Raw genomic sequence first — 18,190 nt, 5'->3', positions numbered from 1 at the left:
ATACAAGTGAAACTAAGCATGAGATCCTTTACACTATCCGCTTCATTAAAGTGTCAGCTTGCTGTCGTCTAAACGTTATTCAAGCCAGCGAAAAGCACGCCGTAACTCAGCAGTACCGTTATTCTCATACCAACGACCGTGGGATAGGATAACTTTTTCAGGGTTCCACTGAAGTATTCGCTGTAAGCAGCTACGTGCCTGTTCCTTTTTCCCGAGAAATGTCATTCGCAAATCCAATGGGAGTTTTCCATCCGGATCGGCAACACCCCCTAATTTAAGTAGCCAATGCAACTGCTGACTTACTTTATTTAGTTCAAAGTTTTCGATGAGATCGGCAAGGATGAGAGTGGCACTCTTGCGGTGGAAAAAGACGACTTCTTCCATAAATCGACCGCCACGAAAGATTAATTGGTCTAGGTCTGCTACCCACTCACGTGGTGGTTCATCTTCCAAGTCAGCATCAAAATCCACGGCAATTTTCTGCTGTGCGGCACGATCGCGAACACCTGGAGATGCCCATGCTACAGCTTCTGGATAAGCGCTAGCCCAAGCACCGATATGGGCGTAATGGATTTTGTTGGGCGAAATGAGGTAGCGCAGTGAACCGAGGGAGTCAATTTGAGCTTTCAGTTCTGGAGTCAATTCTGTTGGTGAATGGCACCATAGGTCACCAGTGTTCAGTCGCACAATCGTCATTCGGGTTGGGAAGGGCACCTTTGCTCCATACATTGCCATCTGCACGATGGAACCATCTACGATCCAAATATCTTCGTCAACCTGTTTCAGAAGGTTGATTGGTTCATAAAGTGCGATCGCGTCGTTGCTCATAGCTACGAAAGGAAGGTAAAGGCTTACTGCTCTAGCGCGGGGTATAAAAGTAGGCTAGCAGTGACCATCACCTGCCGCAAGTAACCTCTGCATCAAACCGATTATCTGTTGGTAGGCAGTGTGCCTGGGCGTTGTTAGCTTGTGTCTTCCTTGCTAAAGCACTCGCAGTTTTATAATTGAAAGATGCAAAAGCTTACGATCGCCCGACCCGACGACTGGCATCTACATCTACGTGACGGTGCAGCGCTGAAAGCGGTTCTGCCCCATACGGTGCGTCAGTTTGCCCGCGCTATCATCATGCCGAACTTGAAGCCCCCAGTACGCTCGGTAGCGGATGCTGCGGCCTATCGCGATCGCATCCTTGCAGCGATTCCGGCTGGCAAACATTTTGAGCCACTGATGACGCTCTACCTCACCGACAACACCAGCCCCGAAGAAATTATCCGAGCTAAAAAATCCCAGTTTGTCAAAGCGGTAAAGTACTACCCAGCCGGTGCAACGACCAATTCAGACTTCGGTGTGACGGACATTCGGCAGTGCGATCGCGTCTTTGAAGCGATGCAGCAGGTAGACCTGCCTTTATTACTGCACGGGGAAGTGACGGATCAAGATGTTGATATGTTCGATCGCGAGAAAGCGTTTATCGAGCAACATTTGATCCCTCTCAAGCAGCGATTTCCCAACCTGCGCGTGGTGCTTGAACACGTTACCACCTCAGATGCTGTGCAGTATGTCCTGTCTGCCAACAATATCGCTGCAACGATTACGCCACAACATCTATTGTTTAACCGCAATATCCTATTTCAAGGTGGCATTCGCCCCCATTTCTATTGCCTGCCAATTTTGAAGCGCGAGGAGCATCGCTTGGCGCTTTTGCAAGCAGCAACCTCTGGCAATCCTAAGTTTTTTCTGGGCACCGATAGCGCCCCCCATCCCCGCAATGGCAAAGAAAGTTCCTGTGGCTGTGCGGGTTGCTATTCGGCTCTGCATGCTATGGAGTTATATGCAGAAGCTTTTGAGAGCGTTGATGCACTCGATAAACTTGAAGCTTTCGCTAGCTTCTATGGGCCAGATTTTTATCAACTTCCGCGCAATACCGAACAGATTACCTTGACCAGAACGACCTGGCGCGTTCCCGATGAATTGCCATTTACTGAATCCGGACTTGTGCCCTTACGGGCAGGTCAGGAGATGACGTGGCAAATAGCTTGACGCTAGCATAGCTGAGGCTAATTGATTTAGGCAATCGTGTTATAGACACGCTATTCCTTAGGTTCGGAGCTGATGGGTAAAGGTAAGATAGGTACTGTGTCGAGAGGGAATTGCGATCGCATGATTGCGCTGTGCAAGGAAGGTGAAACCCTGCTCGCATGAAAAACTGCCAGACTGAGAATAGGATGAATTTCTGAGGTTCCCTGTGAAGCTAGAGAACATATTATTCCCCGTAGGAATCCTGGTAGTAGTTGCGATCGCATTTTTCGCCTACAGTGCTACCGCCGCTCCCTTGCCAGAAGGATTTCCACCTCCAACACCAGAAGGGCAAATTGAAGTCAAACAATATCCCGCATACCGTTCTGCCACAGTTCGCTATTCAGGAGAACTCTCAATGGCAGCTAATAGAGCTTTTGACCCTCTCTATCGCCACATCAGCTCTAACAATATCTCCATGACGGCTCCGGTAGAAACCCGTTATCCAGTTAACACCCTAGAAGCCAGTGAGATGGGCGCATCCAATGAACGGGGTGAAGCACTTGTTTCATTCCTCTACCGCAGCACTGACATCTACCCTTCTGAGATTGCACAAAACATTCAGGTAGAAGATATTGCACCCATGACAGTCGTCAGGCTTGGGCTAAAAGGCAGTTACGATTACGTAAGCTACCAAAAGAACATAGAGCGCTTACGGGAGTGGTTAGCGCAGCACCCGGAGTGGACTGTCGTCGGTTCACCTCGCCGCTTCTTCTACGATGCTCCCTATGTCCCCGAACCTGCCAAGCGCAGTGAAATCCAAATTCCAATTCGTCGGGTAGATGGCTAGCGAAAAGCAACGACCTCATAGTGTTCCACTGTTGGGAACGGGTCATAGAAGTGATGCAACAAGGAACGCCACTGTTGGTACTCTGGCGATTGTCGAAACCCAATGGTGTGATCTTCTAACGAATGCCAGCGCACAAGTAGAATATAGCGGTTCGTGGTTTCTAAGCAACGTTGGAGTTCATGAGAGATGTACCCTGGCATGGAGGCAATGATGGTTGAAGCTGTTTTAAAAGCCGTTTCAAACTCATTAACCATACTGGGCTTAACATCAAGGATTGCAACCTCTAGTATCATGGGCTGGATGTTTTTAGCACGGATACTATAATACAAGGTGCTATCAAGTAGCGGTGGCTTTCACAGCATCGCTTTCTCTTCAGTAAGATTGGTGCAGTCGAGAGTGTATGAACGATACTTAATACATCATCAGTCCACTGAGGAAGGATTAACGTCATCGCAATTTCTTCTAGGGTGTGAATAATGCCCACTGCGATCGCAAGATTCAGCGTCAATCCTCCATAACAAAAGCCGAAGAGAGCGATCGCTCTAATATATCGCTCTTGTGTCACTCCAGGAAAATAAAAATAGTAGCCAATGGATGAAAGCCCTACTCAATGGACAATCTAGCGATCGCTTGCCTGATAGAAACTCATGTCATAGGCTCAAATGCTAAACCTAGCTTGGTGTAAGGGTTTCAGCTTTCGCTCAGGCGAGAGTGACAAAAGAGCGATAACAAGCGGTGAAAACGGGTATCATTCATCAGTAAAGAGACAAAGGCTGAAACCTATACATATCAATAATTCCAACTCAGAGTTGCCCTAGGTTGCACCAACCTTCTATTTTTGCCTAGTCCTAATCGGGTTGAGTGCAGCGCTGTTGATAAATTTGAGCTGCTTTATCTGTAGGATTGCGGCGCAGGCACTCAGCAAATAATTGTTCAGCATCTCTAAGCTTTTGCCAATGGTAGAGTATCAAAGCTTCTTCAAATAGCGTTCTCGTGGCTACCTTGCCCTCATAAGTCTCAGGCGGATCGGCATCGAAAACTTCAAAAATCGATACCGCTTTTGATTTTCCCTTAACTTTTACGCGATCGATAAGACGGATAGCATACTGGTTAGAATCTGGCAAAGACTGGAAAGTTTTGTGACTAATTAACAGCGAAATCCCATATTTTTTAGTCAAGCTTTCTATCCGCGAGGCTAAATTCACTGCATCGCTAATTACCGTGCTATCCATCCGGTTTTTTCCCCCAACCGTACCGAGTATTAAAGAACCTGTATTGATGCCAATGCCAATCTGAATCGGCACGTGTCCAGAAGCGGTGCGATGTTGATTGTATTCGGTAAGACGACGCAGCATATCAATTCCTGCTTTCACTGCATTATCTGCCTCGCCACTAAATAGAGCCATAATTGCATCGCCAATATATTTATCAATAAATCCTTGGTTTTCAATAATGGCTGGCTCCATGTGAGACAAATAGGAATTAATAAATTTGAAATTGTCTTGAGGGTTCATACTTTCCGATAAAGTTGTGAAGTCGCGAATATCGGAAAAGAGTACCGACATTTCCTGTTGAACTTGGTCGCCTACTTTAACATCAATAATACTTTCTTTATTCAAGAATTGGAGGAATTGACGGGGGACAAAGCGCTCAAAAGCTTGGTTGAGTTCGGTGAGATTATTGTAGAGGCGGGCATTTTCAATGGAAATCGCCGCCTGAGAGGAAAGTAGATTTAAGACTTCTACGCGATCAGGAGTAAAAGCCTCTGTGGTTAGATTATTTTCTAAATAGATAATTCCTGCCAGTTTACCTTGATGTTGGAGAGGGAAACACAAAATTGATTTAGGCTTATGTACTTTGATATAGGGAGAATGAGCAAATTTAGGGTCATTAGCAGCATCGTTCAAGACTACACTTTCCTGCGTGCGAGCCACATAGTTAACAATTGTGTGAGATATTAGAAGTTCATCATCAGGTTCCCATATAGACTGGACGGGGATTGACTGCAACACAGTCACGCCATCTTTATCCGCAGCTCCTTCAGCTTCAATTAGCAATTTCCCCTTCTTTTCCAGAATCAAAAAGCCCTTTTGCGCTCCGGCATTCTCAATAATAATCCGCATCAATTTTGCCAGTAATTTCTCTAGCAGAATTTCTTCAGATAGGGTTTGCGAAGCTTTCACGATTGCGATCAAATCCAGTTCAGAAGAAGTGCTACTTCCTGTTGTGGTAGGCGGCGTAGATACCTTTTTGCTAAGTGTTCCCCTGTTCGAGGACGTTCTTTGTAATAACTGAGGATAACGCGTATCTAAGTCGTTAACTTTAGCTGTTGCGCCCCAGCGGAGATAGCAATAACGGGCATCTTGCATATAGACTTGCGCGATTTTATCTTGATCTAAAGCGAGATAAAACTTAGCGGCGAGTTCGTGCGCTAGTGCTTCTTCATTGATGTATTCATGTTCTTTAGCAAGAGCAATAGCTTTTTTGTAATAGTCCATTGCCACAACTTCTGACCCTTGAACTCGGTGCCGTTCTGCTTCTACAAGATAAAATTTATGTAAATGATTCATTGGGGCATGATGCGCCCATTTTTTAAGTTTTTTCTGGTTAGATTGTACCTTTCGAGAAAGGCGTTTTTGCTGAAATTTTGAGGGAGAAGAAGACACGGCCACTCTTGCAAGCGAATCGTAAAAGTAAAATAACGTAGTCGTCAACATCCCGGCTGCACTATCTATATATTTTTCCGCTAGTGCCGCATTGTCTAACGCTTCCTCATACTCTCCAAATAGGTAACAGAGTGTCAGTTTTTCAAGATATGTATGAAAAAGTAGGGTTTGATCATTTGCCTCAAGATCAAGGGGCAGTCTTTTCGATTCGTCATAAACATCACCAATTAAACGGCAGGGATTTTTCGATTGCCCCATCAGATTCAGAACCATCTGCCGATTTAGATTAATGTAATGAAAGTTTCGCTCTTGCTTTAATTTTTGGATAGTGTCACTGTATTTGGCTGCCTCCCGCTCAACAACAGCTAACTCTTGCCCCATGCAATAGGAATTGTAGGAGTTCCACAATATGGAATATGTCCCATATTCTAAATCTCCTGTTTCTAGTCCGCTCGAGTAGGCGAGCAGTAAAGGCTGTAATGTCTGCCTTCCATGCTCCTTCCAATGCCTGATAAAGTAATTAACAATAGCGACTGTTTTCGCTTTTACTTTCCTAGCATTGAGCCGCTCTAATAGACTTAAAGCTAGATTGCCAAATTTATAGCCGGATTCAATGTCTCCTAATACTCCGCAAAGAATCAACCCATAAGCTGCATACATCACTGCTGAGAAGGAAGCATTACCGTATTTGACCGATATATTGATACCTTTCAAAATAACCAGCGGTAATAGGTTAGGAGCAGCTATATAGGAAGCAGAACTTACACTCGATAGAATACGAATTGCTGCCAACTTATCAGGATCAGTCATTTCCGGTAATTCGATTAAGTCCTCAATGCGTTTCCCTAGCAAGGCTAACTTTGTCCCCATCAAACCGAGTAAGACATCTAAGTTACTGGGCTTTTTAGGCAAACTTACTCCCAACAGCTTCAGAACTGTTAGTCCAGTATCGACTGCTTCTAATGGCTTGTTCTGCGTTAGATAAGCAGAGATTTTAACTTCATAAACTTTCACCTTATCCAGTAGTCCTTTGCCCTGTTGCAGCACGACTGGAACTAATCTCTCCATTTCATCGAATTGACCGCACAAATAGGCGGCTTCTGCGGCTTCTACATACAGAGCAAGTGTAGTATCGTACTGCGTCTGCCAACTTGACCCGCCTTCACTTCCCACGCCAGTTGCTACAACGGGGGAGACCCCCGCAACGCACTGGCTCCCCTTGCTAAGGGAGGACTCAGAGGGGTTCAACAAATCTAAGCCGTTTGTTAGGTAGGTAAGGGCGGGTTGATAAGCGGCTGAGGCTTTTGCTTTCTTGCCAGCTATTAGGTTTAACTTTGCCAATTCATCTCGCTGCTGCTGGTTTTCAAGCAGATTGCTGCCGAAATTCAATTGATTAACAATGTCAAAGATTTTTTCCTCTTGCTGCTGGAGTGGGGTACTATTCAGGAGTAGTTGACCGATTTGCAGATGGCTTGCTTGCTTGCGGTGTGAGGGAATGAGAGAGTAGGCGGCTTGTTGGATGCGATCGTGGACAAACCTGTAAGCTACCTTCAATTCATTCGGATTTCGGTCTGTTTGCAGAAATTTGTAATCATCTCCCACTGGAACAATTAGACCTTCTCGCACGGCTGGCCAAAGTTCGTTTGCCGTTTCTTTTTGCGGCTTTTTACCTACTCTTGAGAGAGTTTTTAAATCGAACTGGTTGCCGATACACGCAGCCGTTTTTAATACTTCTTGCGTCAGTTCTGGTAGCTTTTGAATTTTTTGAGTCATCAACTCAACGACATTATCAGTAATACCTCGTGCTTGAATTTGATCTAAATTCCACTGCCAACTGCTACTGAGAAAATCGAAATCTAATAGGTTTTCTGTATAAAGCGACTGGAGAAACTCTTTCAGGAAGAACGGATTACCCTGAGTTTTGGCAAGCACTAATTCGGCTAATGGCTTTGCCCTTTCTGCGTCGCATTTAAGCGTATCGGTAATTAACTGATTGATACAAGTTAAATCTAACGGCGAGAGCAAGATAGAATTTACAGTTGCTCCAGATTTTTGAATATCTGATAAGGTGATTTTTAAGGGATGGGCTGCACTGACTTCATTATCCCGATATGCCCCAATCAGCAGTAGATAGTTCATATCTACATCGGTCATCATTAGCTGCATTAATTTTAGAGTAGCGGCATCCGCCCACTGTAAGTCATCTAGAAAGATAACTAAGGGATGCTCTTGTTGACAAAAGACCTGAATGAAGTTTTGAAAAACTAAGTTAAACCGATTTTGGGACTCAGTTCCTGCTAGCTCTAGGACGGCTGGTTGCTTGCCAATAATCAGTTCGATTTCGGGGATAACATCAATAATAATTTGTCCGTTTACTCCTAATGCTGATACGAGTTTGTCACGCCATAGGTGCAGTTGTTCAGACGTTTCAGTTAGCAGTTGTCGAACTAATTCTCGAAATGCACTGACGATAGCACTGTAAGGAATATTTCGCTGGAACTGGTCAAATTTACCAGAAATGTAATAACCGCGTCGTTCAGTAATTGGTTTATAGATTTCTTGAACTAATACTGATTTACCAATCCCGGAATATCCAGCAACGAGCATAAGTTGGCTAGTACCATGAGTGATTCGCTCAAAAGCTGCGAGTAACGTTTCAATTTGAGTTGACCTACCATAGAGCTTTTGCGGGATTTGAAATTTATTAGAAATATCCTGTTCACCTAAAACAAAATCTTCAATTTTCCCATCTGTTTCTAGTTGTCTTAGACATATCACCAAATCATCTCTAATGCCTAGAGCATTTTGGTATCGTTCCTCGGCTGTTTTCGCCAGGAGTTTCATCACGAGTTCTGAAACGACCAGAGGAATTTCGGGATTAATTATATGGGGTGGGATGGGTTGTTTAGCAATATGACAATGAACCAACTCCATTGCATCGATAGCATCAAAAGGCAATTGGTTTGTCAATATTTTATAAAAGGTAACTCCGAGCGAGTAAAAATCAGTGCGGTAATCGATTGCTCGATTCATCCTGCCTGTTTGTTCGGGAGAAATATAAGCTAACGTTCCTTCTAAAACATTAGGGCTTTTTAAGGCAGTGTTTTCCCTGGACAAGACTGTGGACAAGCCAAAGTCAATAATTTTTAATTCTCCGTTTTGAGGGTTTAAAACAATATTGGACAGGTTAATATCTTTATGGATAATGTTTGACTGATGAATTCTTCCCAGAGTTTCAGCGATCTGAATGGCAATTTGGAGAAATTCTAATAAGGTAAAGTATCGGTTTTTGAGTAGTCTCTCTAAAGATTCTCCACCGAAATCCTCTAATAGCATTACCAGTGTGTTGTTATGTCTTCGTAGCTCGTGAGCTTTAACAACTCCCCCTATCTCCAAGCTGCGAGTAATTTCATATTCCTGCTGGTAACGGACAAGTTCGGCAGGGGTAGGATAGTCTTCTTTGAGGACTTTCAGGATCAGCGGTTGGTTATCTTGTTCTCTAATTCCTCGGTAGACCAGGGAATTGGCACTTTCGTAAATTTGGGCTAAAACTTTAATTCCAGGGAGTTTAATCATGTTTGGGTCTCCATTTTTGGCAGTCATGAACTTTACGGGCGATGGTCAACGACTGCTGATGGTACTCAATCGCCTTGGCCGAGTTGCCCAGGGAAGCGTAAACATTTCGCCAATTACCCAATGCTGACCCTTCACTTTAACGGTCTTTAATCTCTCGGTAGATAATCAATGTCTGTTGACAACACTCAAGGCTTCTTGAAATTGACTTGTCTGACTCTAGTGATTTCTTTGCTCCAACAACTTAGTATCGCAGCCAACAGGCTAGTATTTTTTCTAATATTCATCTAAGGATCGAGGATATATCGCTCTTTTATCACTCTCACCGGAGCGAAAGCTGAAACCATTACAGCAAGCTAGTTTTAGCATTTGAGCCTATGACATGAGTTTCTATCAGGCAAGCGATCGCTAGATTGTCCATTAAGTAGGGCTTTCATCCATTGGCTACTATTTTTATTTTCCTGGAGTGACACAAGAGCGATAACTGCGATCTCTCTTGAAAATAGGGGTCACGGGAGATGTCAGCCTAACCTAAACAGGTGGATGAATCGGATAGTCAGGTTGCGACTGGAAATGTTCTTCTATTGCCGCCATCACGGCTAAAACAATATCTTCACGCCAGTGACGCGCTGCAACTTGTACACCCACAGGTAATCCAACACTCCCTTGTTCTACTTTGGAAGCTGTTTGCTCACTTAACTGTGTACTAGGTAAGCGATCGCTTTCTTCACCCGGACGCACCCGCGTGGCGGCTACCACGCCTGCGGGCATACCCAGTAAATTGTACGGGATAGTATAAGTCGCATCCTGGACTAAGTAGTTACTACTACCATGAATCAGCGCTGGCAGAGCGCAAGCTGGACAGAGTATCGCATCGAACTGTTCAGCATCTAAAGCTGCCATAAAAGCAGCACGGTAGCGGTTACGTTCATCAATAACGCGCCAGTAGTCGCTCACCGATACTTCGCCTATATAAGGAAAAAGCTTAGCGATGAGCGGCTGCCCCATGAATCCAGAAATTGCTGCAATAACTCTGAGTAAAGGTTTTGGCAGAGAAGCTGTTTGAATGGTCTGATTAATTTGTGGATGCCGTTTGCTGTTACCTAACTGCCTTTTCGAGGTTACTAAGCCATCTGCACCATAGAGTTGGAGGTATAACTGTAAAGCTTTAAGCAAGTCTGGAGGTGTCCACTCTTCGACGATCGCACCACGTTTTTCAAGCGAAACAGCAGCTTCTCTCACCGCACGTCGCACGGCAGGGGAAGGAGTAATGATGCCATTGTCAGTGAAAAAAGCGATTCGCAAATTCTCCACTTTGACATCAGACGGTTCGCGCCAAGGTACGGGTGGAATACTGGGGTCAAACGCTTCCTGTCCCGGTACCGCCAGAACTTTCATCGCCAGGTTCAAGTCAGCGACAGTCCGTGCCATTGGGCCGGGTTGTGCCAGTATCGCTTCTTGACCGGGTAACAGGGGTATGTGACCGACCATCGATAACCTATTCGATGTGGGTTTCAGGCTGGAAATCCCACAGGCATGAGCAGGCATCCGAACGCTGCCGCCAATATCACTCCCCAAGCCAAAACACGAACCCAAAGCCGCGATAATCGCCGCCTCACCACCACTGCTTCCCCCTGGAGAGCGTTCCGGATTCCAGGGATTCACGGTGCGACCGTAGATGGGGTTATCCGATTCGTTCGATGCTAGCAACTGGGGGACATTGGTTTTACCTAAAATAATCGCTCCTGCCTGTTGCAGTCTTTTGACCAGTGGCGCATCCTGCTTTGCCGTTTGACTGAGAGCAGAGATTCCCATGTTGGAGACAGTTCCCGCTACATCAAAGGACTCCTTGATAGTGATGGGAACTCCGTGTAATAGTCCCAGTGTTTCTCCCCTAGAACGAGCTTCATCAGCAGCTTTTGCTTGCGATCGCGCTTGCTCAAATAGAGGGATAATAACAGCATTTAAGCGAGGATTAACCTCTTCAATGCGTTGAATGTGCGCCTCAACGACTTCACTAGCAGAAAGTTCTCCAGCCGCAATTTTTTGAGTAATTTCTGTGGCGCTACTGCCAACAATAGCGGAAGGAATTTTAACGGTATCCATTTGCCGCTCACCTTGTAACTCTACATTACTCAGAATTACCTTTCTAATCCAGAGCGTCTTGTAGATTCGTCCAATTTGTTGTACGTTCTTGCTATCCTTGTCGGATATGTCTGGGAGTCACGCCTAGCAGACGTTTCAAGTGACGGTTGAGATGGCTTTGGTTGGCAAAACCAACGCTGTAGGCTACCTCTGCAATACTGAGTTCTCCGTTTAGGAGTAATTCTTTAGCCCGTTCGACTCGACGGCGAATCACATATTGATGCGGAGTCAAGCCCGTTGACTGTTTAAACAAGCGAGTAAAATAATGGGGACTCATCTGCACGATTTTCGCCAGTTCCGCTAAACCTAAATCTCGGTCGAGATGCCCATTAATGTAGTCAATGACTTGCCGCAATTGGTGTTTGGAAAGACCGCCATTATAGTCACGTAGAATAGGTTGGCGTGCTGAGTAGTTTTGTAACAGGTGAACCGCTAGAGCATTAGCCATCGTCTCAGCGTAGAGACGACTCCCTTGAGGATTGTTTTCTAACACTTGCTTAAGTGCCAGCCCAATTTGCAGAACTAGCCCGTCAGATATGGCGAACTGAGGCAATAGCTCAACGTTAGAAGATTCAGCCGATTCGTCAATAGCACGAGCGAAAACATCAGAAGCAATAGCCATAACGATAAAGTCATGTTCTGCATTCCAACAAGAACGATGACTAACCTGGGCAGGAGTAATGACTATATCTCCTTCAATTACTTGCTCATGCCGTATTTTTCCGTCTAGGGTTCGCTGTGCCTGAATCGGAGCCTCGGTTTTTGGGAAAATGAGAAGACTATGCCAAAAGAGACTGGAAACTTCAGGAGCTTCATAGGCAGGTGTGCGGAAATGTCCAAGGAAAATGTTATTCCAACCTGCCTTTTGACTTGTGAGAATTGGTGATCGCTCCAAGATTTGGATGAGATCGTCTTCATTGGCGATCGCTCTTGGTTTGACTTGTGACATGGGGTGAACTCATCCCTACATGCTTAGTGTATCAATATCGATCGCGTAGTTCATCGACACAAAAAGGCGCAGGCGCACAAAGATTCCATCAGAAAGATTGAGCAGCTTCTGCAATGCAACCAAAAGTCTTGTTTATTTGTATAGGAATTCATCAGAGCCAAACCGAAGGCTCCCGATCGCTCTGCGCCGGAAGAAGGCGTGGAGGATCGAGAGTTGTTGTGGATGTGGTTGCACGCCAAAAGCGATCGCACACTCTGAATGTGGAGAATGAATGTTGGGAGCGATCGCAACAAACCCTGGATATACCAACAAAGATACCTTGATGATGATAGCGATCGCGATCGCTTCTTACAGAATTTTAAGCAGATGTAAATTGCATGAATCTGCAATTTAGCGAGCGCTAAACAGCGCCACGTGAATCGCCACTAAAAGCAATTTATACAAGCGAGCGCGTTTTTGATGAAGGGAAAGCGATCGCTGGATTATTGTTTTCCCAGCCAAGAACATCAGTTGCAACGGTTATGCAGGGAAGTTGGGGATGGTGTGGATCGGCTTCGCTTGTGCTGTAGGCAATCGCGGAGTCTAATTAAGGTTGATCGTTAGCTAACCCCGCAGGAGCCTGACAACAACAACTAAGCAAATAATGAAAAAAATGATTCGCCAAGTCCATTTTTCCCTCGGTGTCAGAGGAATTAACTGCTTCTGCATGTTTACACATGGTATCCAAGTCTTGCCCTCGGACCAAAAACCAGATTTGTGAGTTTTCTTATAACCCATCGCTCGATAAAAATTAACTGCTGTTAGGGATGACATCACATAAAGAGTTCTGTATTCCTTCTCGATCGCTGTATGCTCCATAGTTTCAAGTAACCTTTTGCCAATGCCTAGACGCTTAAAATCAGGATGAACGAAGATGGCATGAATTGTAGACGTATAGACTGACAAAGAGGCAAATCCAACTAGTTTAGAATGGAAATATGCTACGAATACTATCTCCTTATATTCTGATCTAGCTGACTTCTGACTTCTAATTAAAGACTCAATTTGCCTAGCATTGTACTCTTGAGATGCTAAAAGCTTAAGCGAACTCGCTTGGAGTTCCAAGATCCTCTCCAAATCCTCAGGCTTCGCTAAATATATTTGAACATTCATTACAGGTTCGAGCCAGAAATGTAGGATAAGTAACTACTTAACTCTCTATAAGACTGAAACTTTCGGTATATGATTTCTCAGGAGAGTAGATAAACTACAGTTTTCAGTAACAGCCGATGCGATCTCGTTTGTTGGTATGTGGAGTGCGATCGCACATAGAGCCTCTCTCACCTTTCTGCTGTATCGTGTAAATTTGGGTGAGGTAAAAAGTGAGGGCGATCGCAATACCCGCTTCATCTAGGTAAAAAGTGAGTGCGATCGCAATATCCGCTTCATCTAGCAGCAAAGATACCTTGATGAGGATAGCGATCGCACTCACCCAATACGAAACAAGTGCGATCTCTAGAGATTAAAGGAGGCACTCTAACAGCTAGCCAGATTTTCTCTAGGCTACGGCTTGCTGAAAACTTTCTTGGAGCATTTGGGCGATCGCATCAGCGGGGACAGGACGGCTAAAGTAGAACCCCTGACCTTCTTCACACCCCCGTCTTTGCAAGTAGTCAAGCTGTTCTTGGGTTTCTATGCCTTCTGCTGTAATGTTCAACCGCAGGCTCTTTGCGAGGGCAATGATGGCATCGGTTACGGCGGCGCTATCAGGATTAGATGTCACATCCTGCACAAATGACCGATCGATCTTGAGCATGGTAACGGGAAAGCGCTTCAAGTAGTTCAGAGAGGAATAGCCGGTGCCAAAATCATCCAAAGCCAGCAAGATACCCAGGTTTCGTAATTGATCTAAAGTGTTAACAGATCGCTGAACGTCCCCCATGAGGAGGCTTTCAGTCACTTCCAGTTCTAGGTAAGATGCTTTTAACCCGGTTTCCTCAAGGGTTTGGTTGACGACTTCGACTAGATTTGGTTGTTCAAACTGTCGAGCTGACAGATTTACCGATATCCGAATTGGAGGGAATCCGGCAAGCTGCCAAGCACGAGTTTGGGCGCAAGCAGTTCGCAAAACCCATTCCCCAATTTGCACGATCGAACCATTTGCTTCTGCAATGGGAATAAACTTAGCTGGAGAAACCAACCCTAGCGTCGGGTGCTGCCAGCGAACCAGGGCTTCCATTGCCGTGATTTTTCTGGTATGCAAATCAATCAAGGGTTGGTAATAAACCACCATTTCGTTGCGCTCAACCGCTCCATGTAATTCATTTTCTAATACCAGTCGTTCCTGCAACTGAGCATTCACTTCTGGCGAATAGAACTGATATTGGCTACGTCCTTGTTGTTTCGCCTGATATAGCGCCAGACGAGCCTTTTGCAACAGTTTATCCACACCATTACGATCTTCTAGGTCATTAATCGCGATACCAATACTGGCGGTAATCCGAATCGAGTTTCCCTCTAAAAAGAAGGGTTTTGCCAGCGTACTTACTAGCAACTGGGATAGCTTGATCGCGCTCTCAAAGCAGGGAATTTCCGTTAGCGCGATCGCAAATTCATCTCCACTCACATGAGCCAGAATCTCTGTTTGACTCATACAGGTTGTCAAACGTTGCGCAACTGCTCTTAACAGCAAATTTAAGGTTTCCCGATCCAATGTATGACTCATATCAGTGAAATCGTCGATACCCAACAAAACCACTGCTACCAGCCGCTGGTCGTTTTCAGATTGGGATACTATCTGATGCAAGCGATCGCAGAATAAATCCCGATTAGGTAATCCAGTCAGTCCATCGTAGTTGCTGATGTAGTGAATTAATTCATCTAACTTATGAAGAGTTTGTGAGGTATCTGCCATTAATGTGCCTGCTTCATCGGCAAATTCTGTAGGCAGTTCGGGTAACTTTTTGGTATTCAAATAGTCTTGTAATGCAGCAGATGTCAAAATGACTGGGGCGAGGAGGTGGCGTAGTGCATACAGAGTAGCTGCTGTACCCACTAAGGTAGCCAACAGAGCAATCACCAGCACTCGCACTGTCATTTCCCAGGAATAAGAGTTTGAAATAACGAAAGTTATCAATAAGGTTAAAAGTGGTACGTGAGTGCCTAAAAATGCCACCAACATAATTTTGGCGGTATAGCTTTTCTTAAGCAGTCCGAACCGAGCTAGAAAGGAGTACAGGGCAAGCTTGCAATTGAGTTTCATAGATGCTGCTCAAGGGTTAAAAGTTGGCAAATTACTTACCAAGTAATATGGCAGAACCATATCTGGCATTTTGGAGATATAGAGGACTACTTCCCTTTCAAATCAACCGATGCAAGGTTACATTTATAACCTTAAATATGGTATTCACCGAAACCAAATTTTAGATTTTTGATACATCTCACTACACAGTACATTTTTGAAATCATAAATGTTCACCGTATAATCACTGATTTATAAAAAAATTAAGAATAAATAAAGCTTTGATCTCCGAGAAATTAGGGAAAGTGAAAGCGATCGCCAGAATTTAAGTCACTCAGTGTAATGCTTTGAACGTGGGACGACCGGGAAAGATTGAGATCGCATGTACAGCATTTTTCAGTTAGGTGGAATAGATGGCGGTTCTAACGTTCGATAGAGGCTTTTTAATTGCTATGCCGCTAGAGATGTATGGCACCCAAACGAGAAGCCATAAATTTACGGTGACTTCGATGCGGTGGGTAGACGAGGTATTGCCGTGGGTGGGTTTCCTCGCATCTTGCAACCTGGTGGTTGAAACCGCACAGCGATCGCAAGCACACAAACAAAACCTGGCTACGCAGGTTATAAAATCCTTGATTCTCGGTTAGTCTGCGCTTTTAGGGCTGGAAATGCGATCGCCCCAGAATTCTATTGTGACGGCTTACGGCTTGGTGCAAGATGCGATCGCGACTTGAGTGAGGCGTGAGGCGACGGTTATGCAAAGCAGCTTGTCCTTGAGGATTGCAGCTTTTTTCTATCGAATCTTAGTTAATCTTAGTCAGGAGAGACTTTTCTAAATACAGAAGGGTAAATTCTATTGGTTCAGCAATCAGAACTCCAAAACAAGTCATCAATGCAGCCGCTTCAGCGCGTGCTAGGAAGTTTAATCGCCTACCGTTGGATCTCGATAGGGGCGTTGCTCAGTTCCTTGCTTTTAACGGCTGCTTATGCCGTCACTCCCCAACTGTTTCGTTGGGGAATCGATGAAGGGATTGCCCAGCGAAACCTCCAAATTGTGTTTTACAGCGCTGGATGGATGGTCGTTGCTGCGATCGCGCGCGGTTTGTTTAACTTCGGACAAAGTTTTTGGGCAGAAACCGCATCTCAGGGGGTTGCCTACGATCTGCGAAACAAGATTTTCAGCAAGATTCAAAACCTCAGTTTCAGCTATCACGACCAATCCCAGACTTCTCAACTGCTAACTCGCGTCACTAGCGATATTGAGCAAATCCGCACGTTCCTCAGTACGAGCCTGATGCAAGTGATCGGTGCAGTCATAACACTTGTCAGCATTGCCACCATCCTGCTATTAATGAACTGGCAACTAGCGCTGATTACGCTAACAGTCGTACCCATCTCAGGGTGGTTGTTGGCGCAATTTCTCACCAAAAATAGCCGGTTGTTCGGGCAAGTTCAGGAGCAACTCGGTAATCTGAATACTGTATTGCAAGAGAACCTGCTGGGCGTGCGAGTGGTAAAAGCGTTTGTCCGAGAATCAGCAGAAGCAAAGCGTTACACGACGCTGAATGATGCGTTGATTGTGACCAACATGAAGACCATTCGCGCCATCCGCGATACTTTTCCGTTCATCTTTTTGCTCAGTAACTTGGTGACAGTCGTTGTCATCGGTTATGGGGGTGCAGAGGTCATTGAAAATCGGTTTTCAATTGGAGAATTGGTAGCGTTTAACTCTTACTTGCTGTTGATTCTTCAACCCGTTTTATTAATAGGATTTGCGGCTCCCGCGATCGCGCAAGCGGCAGCATCTGCCGAACGAGTCTATGAAGTAGTGGATGCAGAGATTGAAATTCGCGATCGCCCTGGTGCTGTCCCTTTTGAAACTTGCGGCGGTCGAATTACATTTGAAAATGTCTCGTTCCGCTATCCAGGAGCCACCACAGAAGCCCTGAAAGATGTTTCTTTTGAAACTAAACCGAAAGAACTCATCGCCATTCTGGGGATGACTGGTTCCGGGAAAAGCACCATTATCAACCTGATTCCGCGCTTCTATGATGTTACGGCGGGGTCAGTTCGCATCGATGGACGAGATGTGCGGGACTTCACCCTAACAAGCTTGCGATCGCATATTGGCATCGTATTTCAGGAAACCACACTGTTCTCTGGCACCATCCGCGAGAATATTGCTTATGCTAAGCCTGATGCAGACTTGGAGCAAGTCATTGAAGTCGCAAAAGCTACGCAAATGCATGACTTTATTACCAGCTTGCCGGATGGTTACGAAACGATTGTTGGAGAACGGGGTGTAGGCTTATCGGGCGGACAAAAGCAACGGATCGCGATCGCTCGCACATTGCTGACAGATTACAGCATTCTCATCCTCGATGACAGCACCTCTGCCGTAGATGCCAGAACCGCTGCCCAGATTCAGGAGGAACTCGATCGCCTGATGCGCCAAAAAGCTTGCACGACCTTTGCGATCGCTCAACGCATTAGTACCGTGCGGAATGCCGATCGGATTTTGTTGATGGATAAAGGACGATTGGTAGCGCAAGGAACCCATGAAGAGTTGATGCAAAATAGTCCCCTTTATGGGGCAATTTTGGAGTCCCAGGTGAAGCGAAAGATTGAAAGTGGAGCAATTTAATCAGAGAAATTTGTTATAGCAACCGCCAAGATGGTTAGGACGTAGAATGAAGGTGTAATTGTGACTTGTTACCGTTTGCTCTGCCGTGCCTAAACCTTACAGTTACGACTTTCGTCAGAAAGTGATC

Annotated in this window: 14 protein-coding genes; 5 read left to right on the top strand and 9 right to left on the bottom strand. The window is 45.2% G+C overall.

Annotated features, from left to right (window positions below; translation table 11 throughout):
* Positions 1-75: 75 nt before the first annotated feature.
* Positions 76-828: a DUF4336 domain-containing protein gene (locus NC994_RS03365; RefSeq protein ID WP_190434240.1), complete on the bottom strand. Its 753-nt coding sequence runs from the start codon at positions 826-828 to the stop codon at positions 76-78.
* A 183-nt stretch (positions 829-1,011) separates the two neighbouring features.
* On the opposite strand from NC994_RS03365, the gene pyrC reads away from it, so the two are divergent.
* Both pyrC and NC994_RS03355 read left to right on the top strand, forming a co-directional pair.
* Entirely contained in the window at positions 1,012-2,040 is a 1,029-nt protein-coding gene (gene pyrC / locus NC994_RS03360; protein ID WP_190434238.1) for a dihydroorotase, read from the top strand.
* A 205-nt stretch (positions 2,041-2,245) separates the two neighbouring features.
* On the top strand, positions 2,246-2,866 hold the full coding sequence (locus NC994_RS03355) for a heme-binding protein (RefSeq protein WP_190434236.1): 621 nt from the start codon (positions 2,246-2,248) through the stop codon (positions 2,864-2,866).
* Here the strand turns inward: NC994_RS03355 and NC994_RS03350 are convergent.
* The 3 genes from NC994_RS03350 to NC994_RS03340 form a co-directional block, all read right to left on the bottom strand.
* On the bottom strand, positions 2,863-3,159 hold the full coding sequence (locus NC994_RS03350; RefSeq protein WP_190434234.1) for an antibiotic biosynthesis monooxygenase: 297 nt from the start codon (positions 3,157-3,159) through the stop codon (positions 2,863-2,865). The genes NC994_RS03355 and NC994_RS03350 overlap by 4 nt on opposite strands.
* Entirely contained in the window at positions 3,156-3,431 is a 276-nt protein-coding gene (locus tag NC994_RS03345) for a hypothetical protein (protein ID WP_190434232.1), read from the bottom strand. The genes NC994_RS03350 and NC994_RS03345 overlap by 4 nt, the downstream gene beginning before the upstream one ends.
* Before the next feature lie 283 nt (positions 3,432-3,714).
* Positions 3,715-9,108: an AAA family ATPase gene (locus tag NC994_RS03340; protein WP_190434230.1), complete on the bottom strand. Its 5,394-nt coding sequence runs from the start codon at positions 9,106-9,108 to the stop codon at positions 3,715-3,717.
* On the opposite strand from NC994_RS03340, the gene NC994_RS03335 reads away from it, so the two are divergent.
* Positions 9,107-9,235, top strand: a complete 129-nt coding sequence (locus tag NC994_RS03335; protein WP_277877550.1) for a hypothetical protein — start codon at positions 9,107-9,109, stop codon at positions 9,233-9,235. The two genes, NC994_RS03340 and NC994_RS03335, sit on opposite strands and share 2 nt — an antisense overlap.
* 401 nt (positions 9,236-9,636) lie before the next feature.
* Here NC994_RS03335 and NC994_RS03330 read toward each other — a convergent pair whose 3' ends face one another.
* From NC994_RS03330 to NC994_RS03310, 5 genes are all read right to left on the bottom strand, one after another.
* Positions 9,637-11,211, bottom strand: a complete 1,575-nt coding sequence (locus tag NC994_RS03330) for an amidase (protein WP_190434228.1) — start codon at positions 11,209-11,211, stop codon at positions 9,637-9,639.
* 91 nt (positions 11,212-11,302) lie between these two features.
* Positions 11,303-12,199: an AraC family transcriptional regulator gene (locus tag NC994_RS03325; RefSeq protein ID WP_190434226.1), complete on the bottom strand. Its 897-nt coding sequence runs from the start codon at positions 12,197-12,199 to the stop codon at positions 11,303-11,305.
* A gap of 132 nt (positions 12,200-12,331) precedes the next feature.
* Complete coding sequence (locus NC994_RS03320; protein ID WP_190434224.1) at positions 12,332-12,511, bottom strand: hypothetical protein; 180 nt, start codon at positions 12,509-12,511, stop codon at positions 12,332-12,334.
* A 943-nt stretch (positions 12,512-13,454) separates the two neighbouring features.
* Positions 13,455-13,670, bottom strand: a complete 216-nt coding sequence (locus NC994_RS03315) for a hypothetical protein (protein WP_190434220.1) — start codon at positions 13,668-13,670, stop codon at positions 13,455-13,457.
* Between the two features lie 66 nt (positions 13,671-13,736).
* Entirely contained in the window at positions 13,737-15,440 is a 1,704-nt protein-coding gene (locus tag NC994_RS03310; RefSeq protein WP_190434218.1) for a bifunctional diguanylate cyclase/phosphodiesterase, read from the bottom strand.
* A gap of 392 nt (positions 15,441-15,832) precedes the next feature.
* Here NC994_RS03310 and NC994_RS03305 point away from each other — a divergent pair, with 392 nt between their 5' ends.
* On the top strand, positions 15,833-16,066 hold the full coding sequence (locus NC994_RS03305; RefSeq protein ID WP_190434216.1) for a hypothetical protein: 234 nt from the start codon (positions 15,833-15,835) through the stop codon (positions 16,064-16,066).
* A 245-nt stretch (positions 16,067-16,311) separates the two neighbouring features.
* Positions 16,312-18,063 carry an ABC transporter ATP-binding protein gene (locus NC994_RS03300; protein WP_190434215.1) on the top strand — a complete coding sequence of 584 codons (1,752 nt, stop codon included), beginning with the start codon at positions 16,312-16,314 and terminating at the stop codon, positions 18,061-18,063.
* Positions 18,064-18,190: the final 127 nt, after the last annotated feature.

The organism is Trichocoleus sp. AS-A1 (genome assembly GCF_039962015.1).
In the GTDB taxonomy this organism is placed as follows: Bacteria; Cyanobacteriota; Cyanobacteriia; order Cyanobacteriales; family FACHB-T130; genus FACHB-T130.
This window is presented reverse-complemented; position numbering and strand designations above follow the sequence as displayed.